General features: G+C 67.0%; 13 protein-coding genes. 1 reads left to right on the forward strand and 12 read right to left on the reverse strand.

What is annotated here, in order from left to right:
• Positions 1 to 208: 208 nt before the first annotated feature.
• From bamA to KVS69_RS04700, 8 genes are all read right to left on the reverse strand, one after another.
• Positions 209 to 2,575 (reverse strand): outer membrane protein assembly factor BamA, encoded by a 2,367-nt coding sequence (gene bamA / locus KVS69_RS04665; protein ID WP_068850466.1) that lies wholly within the window; start codon positions 2,573 to 2,575, stop codon positions 209 to 211.
• 73 nt (positions 2,576 to 2,648) lie between these two features.
• Complete coding sequence (gene rseP, locus KVS69_RS04670; RefSeq protein ID WP_217537302.1) at positions 2,649 to 4,007, reverse strand: RIP metalloprotease RseP; 1,359 nt, start codon at positions 4,005 to 4,007, stop codon at positions 2,649 to 2,651.
• A 34-nt stretch (positions 4,008 to 4,041) separates the two neighbouring features.
• The gene (locus KVS69_RS04675; protein ID WP_217537305.1) at positions 4,042 to 5,232 is read right to left on the reverse strand and encodes a 1-deoxy-D-xylulose-5-phosphate reductoisomerase; all 1,191 of its coding nucleotides are present in this window, start codon (positions 5,230 to 5,232) and stop codon (positions 4,042 to 4,044) included.
• Positions 5,233 to 5,234: 2 nt separating this feature from the next.
• On the reverse strand, positions 5,235 to 6,059 hold the full coding sequence (locus KVS69_RS04680; protein WP_068850477.1) for a phosphatidate cytidylyltransferase: 825 nt from the start codon (positions 6,057 to 6,059) through the stop codon (positions 5,235 to 5,237).
• Entirely contained in the window at positions 6,056 to 6,826 is a 771-nt protein-coding gene (gene uppS / locus KVS69_RS04685) for a polyprenyl diphosphate synthase (RefSeq protein WP_068850479.1), read from the reverse strand. Before uppS ends, KVS69_RS04680 begins: the two co-directional genes overlap by 4 nt.
• 2 nt (positions 6,827 to 6,828) lie before the next feature.
• Positions 6,829 to 7,386, reverse strand: a complete 558-nt coding sequence (gene frr, locus KVS69_RS04690; RefSeq protein WP_068850481.1) for a ribosome recycling factor — start codon at positions 7,384 to 7,386, stop codon at positions 6,829 to 6,831.
• Positions 7,387 to 7,491: 105 nt separating this feature from the next.
• Positions 7,492 to 8,220 carry a UMP kinase gene (gene pyrH, locus KVS69_RS04695; protein ID WP_068850483.1) on the reverse strand — a complete coding sequence of 243 codons (729 nt, stop codon included), beginning with the start codon at positions 8,218 to 8,220 and terminating at the stop codon, positions 7,492 to 7,494.
• 124 nt (positions 8,221 to 8,344) lie between these two features.
• Positions 8,345 to 9,844: a GGDEF domain-containing protein gene (locus KVS69_RS04700; RefSeq protein ID WP_217537308.1), complete on the reverse strand. Its 1,500-nt coding sequence runs from the start codon at positions 9,842 to 9,844 to the stop codon at positions 8,345 to 8,347.
• 275 nt (positions 9,845 to 10,119) lie between these two features.
• Between KVS69_RS04700 and KVS69_RS04705 the strand changes: the two genes are divergently transcribed.
• The gene (locus KVS69_RS04705; RefSeq protein ID WP_068850489.1) at positions 10,120 to 10,815 is read left to right on the forward strand and encodes an AIM24 family protein; all 696 of its coding nucleotides are present in this window, start codon (positions 10,120 to 10,122) and stop codon (positions 10,813 to 10,815) included.
• A gap of 69 nt (positions 10,816 to 10,884) precedes the next feature.
• Here KVS69_RS04705 and tsf read toward each other — a convergent pair whose 3' ends face one another.
• The 4 genes from tsf to KVS69_RS04725 form a co-directional block, all read right to left on the reverse strand.
• Positions 10,885 to 11,763 (reverse strand): translation elongation factor Ts, encoded by an 879-nt coding sequence (gene tsf / locus KVS69_RS04710; RefSeq protein WP_068850491.1) that lies wholly within the window; start codon positions 11,761 to 11,763, stop codon positions 10,885 to 10,887.
• A gap of 126 nt (positions 11,764 to 11,889) precedes the next feature.
• Positions 11,890 to 12,696, reverse strand: a complete 807-nt coding sequence (rpsB, locus tag KVS69_RS04715) for a 30S ribosomal protein S2 (protein WP_068850494.1) — start codon at positions 12,694 to 12,696, stop codon at positions 11,890 to 11,892.
• Positions 12,697 to 12,909: 213 nt separating this feature from the next.
• A complete protein-coding gene (locus KVS69_RS04720) occupies positions 12,910 to 13,626 on the reverse strand; it encodes a fimbria/pilus periplasmic chaperone (RefSeq protein WP_217537310.1) in 717 nt (238 codons plus the stop codon).
• On the reverse strand, positions 13,605 to 13,874 hold the full coding sequence (locus KVS69_RS04725) for a hypothetical protein (protein ID WP_068850497.1): 270 nt from the start codon (positions 13,872 to 13,874) through the stop codon (positions 13,605 to 13,607). Before KVS69_RS04725 ends, KVS69_RS04720 begins: the two co-directional genes overlap by 22 nt.
• Positions 13,875 to 13,925: the final 51 nt, after the last annotated feature.

Consider the following 13,925-nt stretch of genomic DNA (forward strand, 5'->3'; position numbering starts at 1 on the left):
GGGCCGGCGGGTGCGGGGGTACGGGGGGCGCCGTGAACCCATCCCTGGGGGCTCTTACCAAACATCCATGTTTGGTAAAGCCCCCGTACCCCCGCACCCGCCGGCCCTCTGACGGTGTGTCGGTTGCCAAGGGTGATCAAAAGCGGGCCAGTCCCCACAAACAAAAACGCCGGGCAATGCCCGGCGTTTCTGCTGATGCGTCCAGCGCTTAGAACTGACCACCGAACGTGAACTGCAGGCGTTCGATTTCGTCGCCGTCTTCCTTCTTTAGCGGGAAGGCGTAGCTGATCGAGATCGGGCCGACCGGGGCGCGCCACAGCAGGGCGACACCGGCCGAGGCACGCAGTTCGTTGGCCTTGAAGTTGTCCACGCCGTTATACACGTTGCCGACGTCGAAGAACGCCGAGACGCGGGCCGACGGGCTGTCGAACAGGCGCGGGAAGTAGGCTTCGACCGAACCCACGGTTTTCAGCGAACCACCCAGCGGCTGGCCACGGTTGTACGAAGCGGTCGGCTCCGAGCGCGGGCCAAGGGTGTTGTCTTCGAAACCGCGCACCGAGTTGGTACCGCCGGCGTAGAAGTTTTCGAAGAACGGCAGGCCCGACGCGGTCACGGTGCGGGTGGTGCCATCCGGGTTGGTGATCACGCGGGTGACATCGTTGCCGTAGGAGTCGCCGTAGCCGACCTCGGCGCGGGTATTGATGACCAGCGACGGGATGATCGGCCAGTACTTGGAGACCTGGTAGTTCAGCTTGTAGTACTCGACCGTCGAACCCGGCAGGGTCGTTTCCAGGCCCACGCGCTGGTACATGCCGCGGGTGGGCATGAAGTAATCGTTGCGGGTGTCGCGCGCCCAGCCCAGCTCCGTGCGCCAGGAGTGGAACGTGCGCTGGCCGATGGCATCGATGTAATCGATGATCGCCTGCGGCGTTGCACCCTGGTAGGTGGTGATCTGGTTGCTGTCGATGCCCACCATCAGCGAGACGGTGTCGTTCTCGGTGATCGGCACGCCGAACACCACCTGCGCCGCACCGTTGGTGCTGTTGTACTGCGCGGTGTTGAAGTCGGAGTAATCCAGCTCGCGCCAGGACAGGTTGTAGCCCAGCGACACGCCGTCGTCGGTGAAGTACGGGTTGGTGTAGGAGAAGCCGTAACGCTGCAGGTAGCTGCTGCGCGACGCTTCGACCGACACGCGGTTGCCGCCGCCCAGGAAGTTGTTCTGCGACAGCTGCACCGAGGTGGTCATGCCGTAGGACTGCGAATAGCCCAGGCCGAACACGAAGCTGCCCGAGGTGGTTTCCTTGACGTTGTAGACCACGTCGACCTGGTCGTTGCTGCCGGTGACCGGCGGCGTTTCGACATCCACCGATTCGAAGTAGCCCAGGCGCTGCAGGCGGATCTTGGAACGGTCGATCGCGGCCTGCGAGTACCAGCTGTTCTCGAACTGGCGCATTTCACGACGCAGCACTTCATCGGAGGTGCGGGTGTTGCCCTTGAACACAATGCGGCGCACGCCCACGCGGGGGCCCGGCACGACCTGCATGTTGATCGCCACGGTGCGTTCGGCGCGGTTGCTGGTCGGGATCGGGTTCACCTTGGCGAACGCGTAACCGATGTTGGACAGCGAATTGGTGATGGCGTCCGAGCTGAATTCCAGCAGGGCGCGCGAGAACGTATCGCCGGACTTCTGGATCAGCATGCGCTCCACGTCTTCCTGCGGAAGGATGGTGTCGCCGGTGACCTTGATCTCGGAGATCTTGTACTGCTCACCTTCGGTCACGCCGGCGGTGATGAACATGTCGCGCTTGTCGGGGCTGATCGAGACCTGGGTGGAATCGATGCTGAAGTCCACGTAGCCGCGGTCCAGGTACCAGGCATTGAGCTTTTCCAGGTCGCCGGACAGCTTTTCCTTGGAGTACTGGTCGTCGCGGCGGTACCACGATGCCCAGTTGTGCTCCTTGGATTCCCAGGTTTCCAGGATGTCCTTGGACTCGAACTTCTCGGTGCCGACCAGGTTCACGTGCTGGATCTTGGCGGCCTTGCCTTCCTTGATCGCAATGGTGATGTCCACGCGGTTGCGGTCAAGCGGGCTGACGGTCGGGGTGATCTCGACGTTGTATTTGCCACGGTCGTTGTACTGGCGGCGCAGTTCCTGGGTCACCCGGTCCAGGCTCAGGCGATCGAACGTGCCGCCTTCGCTCAGGCCGATGTCGCTCAGGCCCTTGAGCAGCTGGTCGCTCTTGATGTCCTTGTTGCCGGTGACGGTCAGCTTGTTGATCGCCGGGCGTTCCTTGACCGTGACCACCAGGATGTCGCCCTGCCGCTCAAGCTGGACGTCCTCGAAGAAGCCGGTCTTGTACAGGGCACGGATCGACTCGCCGACCTTGTTGTCGGTCAGGGTCTCGCCACGTTCCACCGGCAGGTAGGTGAACACGGTACCGGAGGTGATGCGCTGCAGACCATCGACACGGATGTCGCTGACGGTGAAGGGCTCGGCTGCCTGGGCCAGGGCGGGCGCGCCGAAACCGGCGGCGAGTGCGAGGGCAAGCAGGCGGCGATTGGGGAGTCGCGTCATGTCACGTCCGGTTGGAGTCGAATACGATGTTGCGGGATGCCGGCGCATAAGACGACGACAAAAGGGTAAAAGTTCATCGCGGGAACAGACCGAGGATGTCGTTGTAGAACGCCAGTCCCATCAGTCCGGCCAGCATGGCCAGGCCGATGTACTGGCCGGCCGCCATGGCACGCTCGCTGAGCGGGCTGCCCTTGACCAACTCGATAAGGTAATACAGCAGGTGCCCGCCGTCCAAGATGGGGATGGGCAACAGGTTGATGATGCACAGGCTGAGCGAGAGTACGGCCAGGAACCAGAGGAACCAATCAAGGCCGCGCTGGGCGGTCTGGTTGGCTACCCGGGCGATGGTGACCGGGCCGGAAACGTTCTGCAGCGAGGCATTGCCGGTCACGATGCGGCGCATCATGCCGAGCGAATCGCCCGCCGCGCGCGCGGTTTCGCGCAGCGCCGCCGGGATGGCCGCCAGCGGGCCGTACTGCAGGGTGGTGTCATAGGCCGGCGCGCTGGCCTGCGGGAAGCCGATGCCGATCTGCCACGTGGGCTGGCCGCGGCCGTCCTTGCCCTGGCGCGGGGTGACTTCCAGCGCCAGCCGGTCGCCGTTGCGCAGCACCTCGATCATGCCCGGGCCGCCGCGCTTGCCCAGCGCGAGGATGGCCGGGGAGACCTGGTCGGCCGCATCGATGCGCTGGCCATCCACGGCCACCACCAGGTCGCCCGGCAACAGCACGCCCTGGGCGGCGGAATCGGGCAGCACCTGTTCGACCAGTGCCGGCTGCAGGTGGAACTGCCAGGTCAGGCCGGCCAGCGAGGCCACCCAGCGCTCATCGAAGCCGGCCGGCAGCTGCGACAGCGGCAGGGTGCGGGTGCGCACCTGCTCCTGCGCATCGACCACCTCCACCTTCGCATCGTGGCGGTCCATGGCGGCCGTGGTCAGGGCCATGGCGGCCTGGCCGGCGGTGACCACGCTGCGGTCATCCACGCTCAGCACGCGGTCACCGGCCTGCAGCCCGGCCACCTGGGCCATGCCGGTGGTGCGGCCGATGGTGGCCGAATAATCCTGCTTGCCCAGTACGAACATGGCCCACAGCAGGGCCACGCACAGCACCAGGTTGGCGATCGGGCCTGCCGCCACGATCGCGATGCGCTGCCAGACGCTCTTGTGGTTGAAGGCCAGGCCGCGTTCGGCCGGGTGTACCTCGACCTCGCGCTCGTCGAGCATCTTCACATAGCCGCCCAGTGGAATGGCGGCGATGGCGAATTCGGTACCGTTGCGGTTGCGGCGCATCCACAGCGGTCTGCCGAAGCCGACTGAGAAGCGCAGCACCTTCACTCCACAGCGCCGCGCGACCCAGTAGTGACCGAACTCATGGAACGTCACCAGCAGGCCAAGGCTGACGATCATCCACCAGACGGAGCCGATGAATTCACCCATGGTGGACGTCGCGGGAAAGGAGCGGGAAGGGCATTCAGGCGTGGTCGATGGCGGCTTGGGTGATCTGGCGGGCGTGCTGGTCGGCGGCCAGCAGGCCCTCCAGTGTATCGGCGGACGCGGAAGGCAGTGTTGAAAGAGCGTTAGCCACCAGCCCTGGAATGGCTAGGAAAGCGATCCGCCCCTGAAGAAACGCTGAAACAGCCACTTCATTGGCCGCATTGAGCACCGCCGGGGCAGTGCCGCCAGCGGCCATCGCCTGCCAGGCCAGGCCCAGGCAGGGGAAGGCGTCGGTGTCGGGGGCCTCGAAATCCAGCCGGCCCTGGCTCAGCAGGTCCAGCCCGCCGACCCCGGATTCGATGCGGTGCGGCCAGCCCAGGCCCACGGCCAGGGTGGTGCGCATGTCCGGCAGGCCCATCTGGGCCAGGGTGGAGCCGTCGACGAATTCGACCAGCGAATGCACCAGGCTCTGCGGGTGCACCAGCACGTCGATGCGCTCGCCGGGGATGTTGAACAGGTGGTGGGCCTCGATGACCTCCAGCCCCTTGTTCATCAACGTCGCCGAATCGACCGAGATCTTCGGGCCCATCGACCACTTCGGGTGGGCGACTGCCTGGGCCGGGGTGACTTCGGCCAGCTCGGCCCGGCTGCGCCCGCGGAAGGGGCCGCCGGAGGCGGTGAGCAGGATCCTGCGCACGCCGGCCTGGTCCAGGCTGGCGTCGCGCGAACGCAGGCACTGGAAGATGGCGCTGTGTTCGCTGTCGATCGGGATGATCTCGGCCCCGGCGGCGGTGGCGCGCTGCATCAGCAGCTCGCCGGCCAGGACCAGCGATTCCTTGTTGGCCAGCAGGATCCGCTTGCCAGCGCCGGCGGCGGCCAGGGTCGAGGACAGCCCGGCCGCGCCGACGATGGCGGCGACCAGGGTGTCGCATGCGTCGCTGGCGGCCAGCTGGTCCAGCGCGGCGGCGCCGGCATGCGCCTGGGTGTCCAGGCCGGCGGCGCGCAGGCCATCGCGCAGATCCGCATACAGCGCTTCGCTGGCGATCACCGCATGCGCAGGCCGGTGGAGCGCGCACAGCGCAACCAGCGCCTGCACCTGGGTGCCGGCGGCCAGCACGGTGGCGCGGTAACGGTCCGGGTGGCGCGCGATCACGTCCAGCGCGGATGCGCCGATCGAGCCGGTGGCACCGAACACGGCGACCCGGCGGGGGGCGGTAGTGCTCTGCATGCTCAGAATCCGAAGATTTCCTTGCCCAGCGCGAACACCGGCAGCGCGGCCAGCACGCCGTCGATGCGGTCCAGCACGCCGCCGTGGCCCGGAATGATGTGGCCCGAGTCCTTGGCGCCGGCATGGCGCTTGAGCAGGCTTTCGTACAGGTCGCCGAGTACCGAGGCGAACACGGCGACCACCGTGGTGATGACCAGGCCGACCACGTGCCCAGGCGCGACCCCGGCGATCCAGCCGAACACCAGGGCCACCAGCAGGCCGGCCAGCATGCCGCCGCCCAGCCCTTCCCAGGTCTTGTTGGGGCTGATGCGCGGGGCCAGCTTGGTGCGGCCCAGGGTGCGGCCGGCAAAGTACGCGCCGGAATCGGCGGCCCAGACCACGGCCAGCGCGGTCAGCAGCCACAGGTGGCCCTTGTCGCCACTGGCGTGGATCAGCACCAACGAGGCCCAGGCGGGCACGATGGCCAGGGTGCCGGCCAGCAGTTTGAGCGACCGCGCCGGGCTGCCGGGCTCGGCGCCGAAGGTGAAGAAGCGCAGCCACAGCAGGGCCAGCAGCCACCAGCCGATGCCCACCAGTGCGGCGATCTGGTACAGCACCAGCGTGCCGGCGTCGGCCCAGACGATGAGCACCATCAGCACCAGGTTCAGCACCAGCAGCACGGTGCGGGCCAGCGTGTCGTCCACGTCGGCCAGCTTCAACCATTCCCACAGGCCGATCAGGAACACGGCGGCGGCGGCGGCGGCCAGCCACTGGGTGGGCAGCAGCAGGATCGCGGCGATGGCGACCGGCGCCATGATCAGCGCGGCGATGACTCGGGTTTTGGTCATGGGGTGGACGTCTCGGTGGCCAGGGCGGCGATCTGGGCGCTGGTCAGGCCGAAGCGGCGTTCACGTGCAGCGTAGGCGTCGAGCGCCTGCTGCAGGATGGCGGCGTCGAACTCGGGCCACAGCACCTCGGTGAACCACAGTTCGGTATAGGCCAGCTGCCACAGCAGGAAATTGCTGACGCGGGTGTCGCCACCGGTGCGGATGAACAGATCCGGGGGCGGCAGGTCGGCCAGGGCGACGCGGCTGCCCAGCAGCGCTTCGTCGATCTGTTCGGGCAGCAGGCGCCCGGCCGCGACCTCGGCGGCCAGTTCGCGTGCGGCCCTGGCGATGTCCTGGCGGCCACCGTAGCTGGCGGCGATGCTCAGGGTCATGGCGGTATTGCCGGCGGTGCGTTGCTCGGCCAGCTGCATGCGGCTGACCAGCCCGGCACCGAAGCGCTCGCGTTCGCCGATGAAGCGCACGCGCACGCCGCGGCGGTGGAGTTCATCCACCTCGCGGTCCAGTGCATTGAGGAACAGCTTCATCAGCGCGTCAACTTCGTCGCTCGGCCGGCCCCAGTTTTCGCTGGAGAAGGCGAACAGCGTGAGCGCGGCGATGCCACGCTCCAGGCAGAAATCGATGGTGCGGTTGACCGCACGCGCGCCGGCCCGATGGCCGATCACGCGCGGACGACGGCGCTTCTGCGCCCAGCGTCCGTTGCCATCCATGATGATGGCAACGTGGCGGGGCACGGCGGCGGTGGAGCTGCTGGTCGGGGCCTGGGTCATGCTCAGACCGCCATCAGTTCCTTTTCCTTTTCGGCAACCACACTGTCGACGTCCTTGATGGACTTGTCGGTCAGCTTCTGGATGTCGTCTTCGCCGCGCTTCTTGTCGTCTTCGCTGATCGACTTGTCCTTCAGCAGGGCGGCGATGGCCTTGTTCGCATCCTGGCGGATGTTGCGGATGGCGATCTTGGCGCCTTCGCCTTCCTTCTGCACCTGCTTGCCAAGCTCGCGGCGACGCTCTTCGGTCGGCGGCGGCAAGTTCAGGCGGATGACGGTGCCGGCCACGTTGGGGGTCAGGCCGAGATCGGAGGCGTAGATCGCCTTCTCCACGTCCTTGATCATGCCCTTGTCGAACAGGGTGATGACCAGCGAGTGGCCTTCGGAGACGCTGATCGAGGCGACTTGGTTGAGCGGCGTGTCGGTGCCGTAGGCCTTGACCGTGATCCGGTCCAGCAGGGCCGGCGAAGCACGGCCGGTGCGGATGGAGGTCAGGGTTTGCTTCAGAGCATCGATGCTCTTTGCCATGCGCGTCTGCGCGTCCTGCTTGATTTCGTTGAGCATCGCCCGAATCCTGGGTGTCACTGGGAATCGGGCGATTATAGGCGAAATGGGGTGAACCAAGGTCCGCGCTGAACGGGCGGGTGCCGGCCATGGCCGGCGCGCCGGTCAGGTGGCGTCGCGGCCGCGCACCAGGGTGCCGATGTTCTCGCCGTGCAGGATCTTCAGCAGTTCGCCCGGCTGGCCCATGTCGAACACGCGCAGCGGCAGGTCGCTGTCGCGGGCGAGGGCGAAGGCGGCGGTGTCCATCACTTCCAGGCCACGGCGGATCACTTCGTCGTAGGTCAGGCTGTCGAAGCGGACCGCATCGCTGTGCTTGTTGGGGTCCTTGTCGTACACGCCGTCGACCTTGGTGGCCTTGAGCAGCAGGTCCGCGCCGATCTCGATGGCGCGCAGCGCGGCACCGGAATCGGTGGTGAAGAACGGGCTGCCGACGCCGGCGGCGAAGATCACCAGGCGGCCCTTTTCCAGGTGGCGGATGGCGCGGCGGCGGATGTAGTCCTCGCACACGTCGTTGATCTTGATGGCGCTCATCACCCGGGCCTTGGCGCCCAGCTTCTCCAGCGCGTCCTGCATGGCCAGCGCGTTGATCACGGTGGCCAGCATGCCCATCTGGTCGCCGGTGACGCGGTCCATGCCGCCGGCGGCCAGACCGGCGCCGCGGAAGATGTTGCCGCCGCCGATGACCAGCGCCACTTCGGCACCGGCCTGCTGGGCTTCGATCACTTCGCGCGCCAGGCGGTTGATGACCTTGGGGTCGATGCCGTAGTCCTCATCCCCCATCAGTGCCTCCCCGGAAACTTTCAGCAGGATGCGGCGATAGGAAAGATTGGACATGGTGGCCTCTGGATGCGTGGAAAACGCGGGAATTCTACTGGATGCGGCGGCACTCGGCGTGGAAAATCTGCTGCACTGCGGCGCAGCCCTGCCACAGCGGTGGATCGCCGCTTCCTGACTCCATTCAGGCCGTGGCGGTCCCCGGTGAACGCGCAATCACGCGGTTGCGCCCCAGGTTCTTGGAACGGTACAGCACGTCGTCGGCGGCCTTCAGCAGGTCCTGAACATCGGCGAAACGCTCATAGCCGCCTTGGGTGGCCACGCCGGCGGAGAAGGTGACGAACAGCGGGCCGTCGGCTACTTCGGCCATGGGGGTGTTGACGATGCTGGCCAGCACCCGGCGCACCACGTCCAGCGCCACCAGCTCGGTGGTGTTGGGCAGCAGGGCGATGAATTCCTCGCCGCCGAAGCGGGCCACGGTATCGCTGTTGCGCAGGTGTTCCTGCAGCTGGGTGGCGAACTCGCGCAGCACCTGGTCACCGAGCAGGTGGCCGTGGGCGTCGTTGATCTTCTTGAAATCGTCCAGGTCGATGAAGGCCACCGACAGCGGCCAGCCGTGCCGGGTGGCGCGCAGGAACTCCTGTTCCAGCACGGCCTCGAGCTGGCGGCGGTTGAGCACGCCGGTCAGGGCGTCGCGGTGGGCCTGTTCGGCCAGCCGGTTGGCGCGTGCCTCGAATTCGTCGGCGCGCTGGCGGGCCAGGGCGGCATCCTGCATTTCGCGCAGGTTGCGCAGCGTCGCCAGCTCCTGGGCATGGTCGATCAGCTGCTGCACGCGCGCAGGCGAAATCAGCGTGGTCTCGAACAGGGCGCTGATCTCGGGCAGGGCTTCGCCGATCCGGGCCAGCACCTGGTCGAACTGCGCGCTGTCCAGCTTGAGGGTCTCGTTGACCTGCTGCAGGGCATGTTCGCGGGCAGCATCGGCGTCGGCGCTGAGCCAGATGTCGGCGACCGCGCCGGACAGGGCCACGCAGGCCTGGAAGTTGTCCTCGGCCGCGGCCGGCGATTCGCTGCGGGCTATGGCGTCCACCAGGTAGCGCGGCAGGTCCCACTGTTCGGCCATCCACGCGCCCACCTCGGCATGGGTGCAGTCCAGGTGCTCGCGTTCGAGGGCGATCAGGGCCTCGTTGTCGCGGGCCTGGCGCAGCAGCGGCAGGTAGCGCTCGGGCTCGCTCTGGGCCAGCACGAGCACGCCGATGTCCTGCAGCAGGCCGGCCAGCATCAGCTCTTCGGCCTTGCGCAGGCCGCGGGCCTGGCCGAGCAGGCTGGCCGCCAGCGCGCTGAGGATGCTGCGCCGCCAGGCGCGCTCGCGCACGTCCTGGCCCTGGCCGTGGGCGGTCAGGTCCTGGGTGACGGTGAAGCCCAGGGCGAGGCTGACGGTGGCGTTGAGCCCCAGCATGGTCAGTGCCTGGCCGAGGTTCTCGATCCGGCGGCGGCTGGCATACAGCGGCGAATTGGCAATGCGCAGCATGCGCGCGCTCAGCGCCATGTCGATGGCGATGACGTCGGCGGCCGTGGTGATGTCGGTTTCCGGATCCTGCGCCAGTTCGATGATGCGCAGGGCAATACCGGGCGGCGAGGGCAGGTTGCGGCAGAGCGCCAGGGCGGCTGTCAGCTCGGGAGGCATGGCGGGAATACTGAGGTGATGTGGCAAGAATACATGGTGTGCGTCACAGATTTGAGTGTTGGTGCTTGCGTTGTGGGAAATGTTGCCTGCGACAGGTGGGGGTCGAGGTGCCTTTCGATGCAAAACCAACGGGCAGATCGTGCGGCGGTGGGGCAATGAGCTCTTTGGTACCACATCCGCTGGCGGATGGGGGAGTGGCACTGGTGGCGTCCGCTGCTGCAATGCGGTGGGCGGCGCGGGTACCATGCGGCCTCCAATAAAAAAGGATGGACCCCATGGCCGTAAAGTCGCTTCAGGAATTCCTCGCCAGCACGCACGAAAAAGATGTCAGTGCGGACGCCTTCGAGCTTGAGAGCCCGCACATGCTGGAGATACGGGTGAACGGCATGGTCTGGGCCAAGGCCGGTTCGATGGTGGCGCGCAAGGGGGCGGTGAAGTTCACCCGCCAGGGGTTGCTGGAGCAGGGGCTGGGCACGCTGCTGAAGAAAATGGTGAGCGGTGAGGGGCTGCAGCTGATGAAGATCGAGGGGCAGGGGCGGGCCTACCTGGCCGATGCGGGCAAGCAGGTGACGCTGCTGCGGCTGGCGGGCGAGTCGATTTTCGTCAACGGCAACGATGTGCTGGCCTTTGAGACGGGCATCGAGTCCAAGATCACCATGATGCGCAAGGTGGCAGGCATGCTCTCGGGCGGGCTGTTCAACATGCGCCTGAGTGGGCACGGGATCGTGGCGATCACCTCGCATTACGAGCCGCTGACGCTGCCGGTGACGGCGCAGGGCGGCCCGGTGTTCACCGACCCGAACGCAACGGTGGCTTGGTCGGGCTCGTTGACGCCCGAGATCGTCACCGATATTTCGCTGGGTACGCTGGTCGGGCGCGGTTCGGGCGAAACCCTGCAGCTGCGCTTCGCCGGCGAAGGCTGGGTGGTGGTGCAGCCGTATGAGGAAGTTTCGTTCCAGGCGAAGGGCTGAGGGTCGCCGGCCACAAAAAAAAGCCCGGCTTGCGCCGGGCTTTTTCGTGTCATCGCTTGAGGCGATGGATCAGGCCAGGCCGGCCTGCTTCATCACTTCGGCGGCGTAGTCTTCCACCACCTTCTCGATGCCTTCGCCAACAGCCAGGCGCTTGAAGCCGATCACGTCGGCGCCGGCGGCCTTGACCACCTGCTCGACGGACTGGTCGGTGTTCAGCACGTACGGCTGGCCGTACAGGGTGACTTCGTTGACGATCTTGGCGATCTTGCCGCTGATGATCTTCTCGAGGATGTCGGCCGGCTTGGACTTGTCCTTGTCGGACATCTTGGCCAGTTCGATTTCCTTTTCCTTGGCAACGAACTCGGCCGGCACGTCGGCAGCCTTGTTGTGCGGCGGGTTCATGGCAGCCACATGCATGGCCAGGCCACGCGCCAGCTCGGCGTCGCCGCCGGCCAGTTCAACCAGCACGCCGATGCGGCCGCCGTGCACGTAGGCCGCGACGTTGTTCGACGATTCCAGGCGGACGATGCGACGCACGTCGACCTTTTCGCCGACCTTGGCAATGACCGCAGCGCGGGATTCTTCGACGGTTTCGCCCGACGGCAGCTTGGCGGCCTTCAGCGCATCGATGTCGGCAGCGCCCGAGCTCAGCGCGACCGAGGCAACGGCCTTGGCGAAGTCCAGGAAGTTGCTGTCCTTGGCGACGAAGTCGGTTTCGGAGTTGATTTCGACCAGCACGGCCTTGTTGCCGTCCTGTGCCGACACGATGATGCCTTCGGCAGCAACGCGGTCAGCCTTCTTGTCGGCCTTGGCCAGGCCCGACTTGCGCAGCCACTCGGCCGAAGCGTCGATGTCGCCGCCGTTTTCGGTAAGTGCCTTCTTGCACTCCATCATGCCGGCGCCAGTGCGCTCGCGCAGTTCCTTGACCAGGGAAGCAGTGATTTCCACGGGAATTCCTCACGAAAGAAAGGGGTTGGGCCGGCATCGTGGCCGGCCCATGTGACAGCATCCTGTCATCGCGCCAGTGGCAGCGGACAGGAGCGGTGGACGCCAGGCGCCCACCGCGGGCCTGGATCAGGCCTGGGCTTCGCCCTTGTCGGCAGCAGCCTTCTTGGCCGGAGCGCGGCGGGCCGGCTTGGCTTCTTCGGCAGCCGGGGCGTCGGCGAACTCTTCTTCACGGACGGTGGCAGCGTGCGGAGCAGCAGCCTTGCCTTCCAGCACGGCGTCGGCAGCGGCGCGGGCGTACAGCTGCACGGCACGGATGGCGTCGTCGTTGCCCGGGATCGCGTAATCGACCAGTTCCGGGTTGTAGTTGGTATCGACGACCGCGATCACCGGGATGCCGAGCTTCTTGGCTTCCTTGATGGCGATGTCTTCGTGGCCGATGTCGATGACGAAGATCGCGTCCGGCAGGCGGTTCATTTCCTTGATGCCGCCCAGCGAGGCTTCCAGCTTGTCACGCTCGCGACGCAGGCCCAGCACTTCGTGCTTGACCAGCTTGTCGAAGGTGCCGTCGGTTTCGCCGGCTTCCAGTTCCTTCAGGCGGGCAACCGACTGCTTCACGGTACGGAAGTTGGTCAGGGTGCCGCCCAGCCAACGCTGGTTCATGAACGGCATGCCGCAACGCTCGGCTTCTTCGCGGATCGACTCGCGGGCGCTGCGCTTGGTGCCCAGGAACAGGATGGTGCCGCGCTTCTGCGCGACGCTGGAAATGAAGTTCATCGCGTCATTGAAGAGCGGAACGGTCTTTTCCAGGTTGATGATGTGGATCTTGCCGCGGGCGCCGAAAATGTACTGGCCCATCTTGGGGTTCCAGTAACGGGTCTGGTGGCCGAAATGGACGCCGGCTTCCAGCATCTGACGCATGGTGACCTGGGGCATTGCAATACTCCTGATAGGGAACCGGCCGCCACGGGTAATAGAGGGCGGTCCGCCGCAAGGCGGGGGGTTCCGGGGTTTGGCTTCCCTGTCGCTTCCGTGTCCGAACTCCTCGCGGAGCACCCCGGCACGGATATGGGCGGCAGGTGTGGATTCACCGGTGACGTCCGGTGTTGACGGGTTTCCTGCGCACAGGGCGCGAAGAAATCCGGTCGATTATAGCCCGGGCAGGCGGTCCGGCGCAATTGGCGGGCTGGCGGCCGGGATGTCGGCCGGTTCCGCGTCGCCGATCCGGGCCCGGAAACGGCCCCCGGCATAGCCCGTGGCGGGGCCGGGCAGGGCCCATAGGCGGGTGCTGCCGGCCAGGACATAGCCGGCCAGCTCGGGAAGCAGCAGCGTGGCGCGTCCGTCGGGGCCAATGAAGGTCAGGTCCGCCAGCCGCGCGTGGCCGGTGCCGCCATTGTAAAGCGCCAGCAGGGCGTGGCCGGCAGCGTCGCGAAGGTCGGCGGACAGGGCGGGCGCCGGGCGCGGCTGCGGCCCGGCCACGAACACCGGCAGCGACACCTGCAGCGGCGGGCTGCCGGGGCCGGCCCGGAGCACCAGCCGGTAGCCCTGTTCAGCGGTGGGGGCGGCGCCGATCCGGACCACCCGTACCCGCTGCCGGGCGTTTGGTGCGAGTGCCAGCCGGGTTGGGCTCACCACCACGTCCTGCGCCGGGGTCAGGCGTTCGGCGTCGGCGCTCTGTACCCACCGGTACAACCGCGCCTGGCCCGACCACGGCTGCGCCGTCTCGTTGTGCAGCCACAGTTCGGCATCCTGCTGGTCCGGGCGCAGCGCAACACGCAATGGGGAAATGTCCAGCGCCTGCGCGGCGGCCGGAGCAAGCAGCGCCAGCAGCAGGCAGGCGCGGATCAGAAGGTCAGGGTGAGCCATGGCCGGCGGGCGTCTTCGTCGTCTTCGTCCGCCGGGGTCAGCTGCTGCACCTGGGGCGGGGCCGGGATTTCCTCGTCGCTGCGTCGGTGTGCGCTGCGGCAGCTGGCACGCGCTGCGTCTGCGTCCAGTGCGCACGCCTCCACGATCCGCAGGCGGACCTGCAGCGGCGCATTGGCCGCGTTGGCGGCAGACAGCAGGGTGGTCAGCGCCACGCAGGTGGCGAGGCGGGCGCGGCGGCGTCGGTTCATCCGGATCGGCAGCGAGGGGTCGTTGGGATATCGGCCCGGCGCTGGCGGTCT

The organism is Stenotrophomonas sp. GbtcB23, from assembly GCF_019091045.1.
In the GTDB taxonomy this organism is placed as follows: Bacteria; Pseudomonadota; Gammaproteobacteria; order Xanthomonadales; family Xanthomonadaceae; genus Stenotrophomonas; species Stenotrophomonas rhizophila_A.

Bases quoted from the DNA above. Each gene is read 5' to 3' on its own strand.
- bamA (WP_068850466.1), bottom strand. From the start codon at position 2,575: ATGACGCGACTCCCCAATCGCCGCCTGCTTGCCCTCGCACTCGCCGCC.
- rseP (WP_217537302.1), bottom strand. From the start codon at position 4,007: ATGGGTGAATTCATCGGCTCCGTCTGGTGGATGATCGTCAGCCTTGGC.
- KVS69_RS04675 (WP_217537305.1), bottom strand. From the start codon at position 5,232: ATGCAGAGCACTACCGCCCCCCGCCGGGTCGCCGTGTTCGGTGCCACC.
- KVS69_RS04680 (WP_068850477.1), bottom strand. From the start codon at position 6,059: ATGACCAAAACCCGAGTCATCGCCGCGCTGATCATGGCGCCGGTCGCC.
- uppS (WP_068850479.1), bottom strand. From the start codon at position 6,826: ATGACCCAGGCCCCGACCAGCAGCTCCACCGCCGCCGTGCCCCGCCAC.
- frr (WP_068850481.1), bottom strand. From the start codon at position 7,386: ATGCTCAACGAAATCAAGCAGGACGCGCAGACGCGCATGGCAAAGAGC.
- pyrH (WP_068850483.1), bottom strand. From the start codon at position 8,220: ATGTCCAATCTTTCCTATCGCCGCATCCTGCTGAAAGTTTCCGGGGAG.
- KVS69_RS04700 (WP_217537308.1), bottom strand. From the start codon at position 9,844: ATGCCTCCCGAGCTGACAGCCGCCCTGGCGCTCTGCCGCAACCTGCCC.
- KVS69_RS04705 (WP_068850489.1), top strand. From the start codon at position 10,120: ATGGCCGTAAAGTCGCTTCAGGAATTCCTCGCCAGCACGCACGAAAAA.
- rpsB (WP_068850494.1), bottom strand. From the start codon at position 12,696: ATGCCCCAGGTCACCATGCGTCAGATGCTGGAAGCCGGCGTCCATTTC.
- KVS69_RS04720 (WP_217537310.1), bottom strand. From the start codon at position 13,626: ATGGCTCACCCTGACCTTCTGATCCGCGCCTGCCTGCTGCTGGCGCTG.
- KVS69_RS04725 (WP_068850497.1), bottom strand. From the start codon at position 13,874: ATGAACCGACGCCGCCGCGCCCGCCTCGCCACCTGCGTGGCGCTGACC.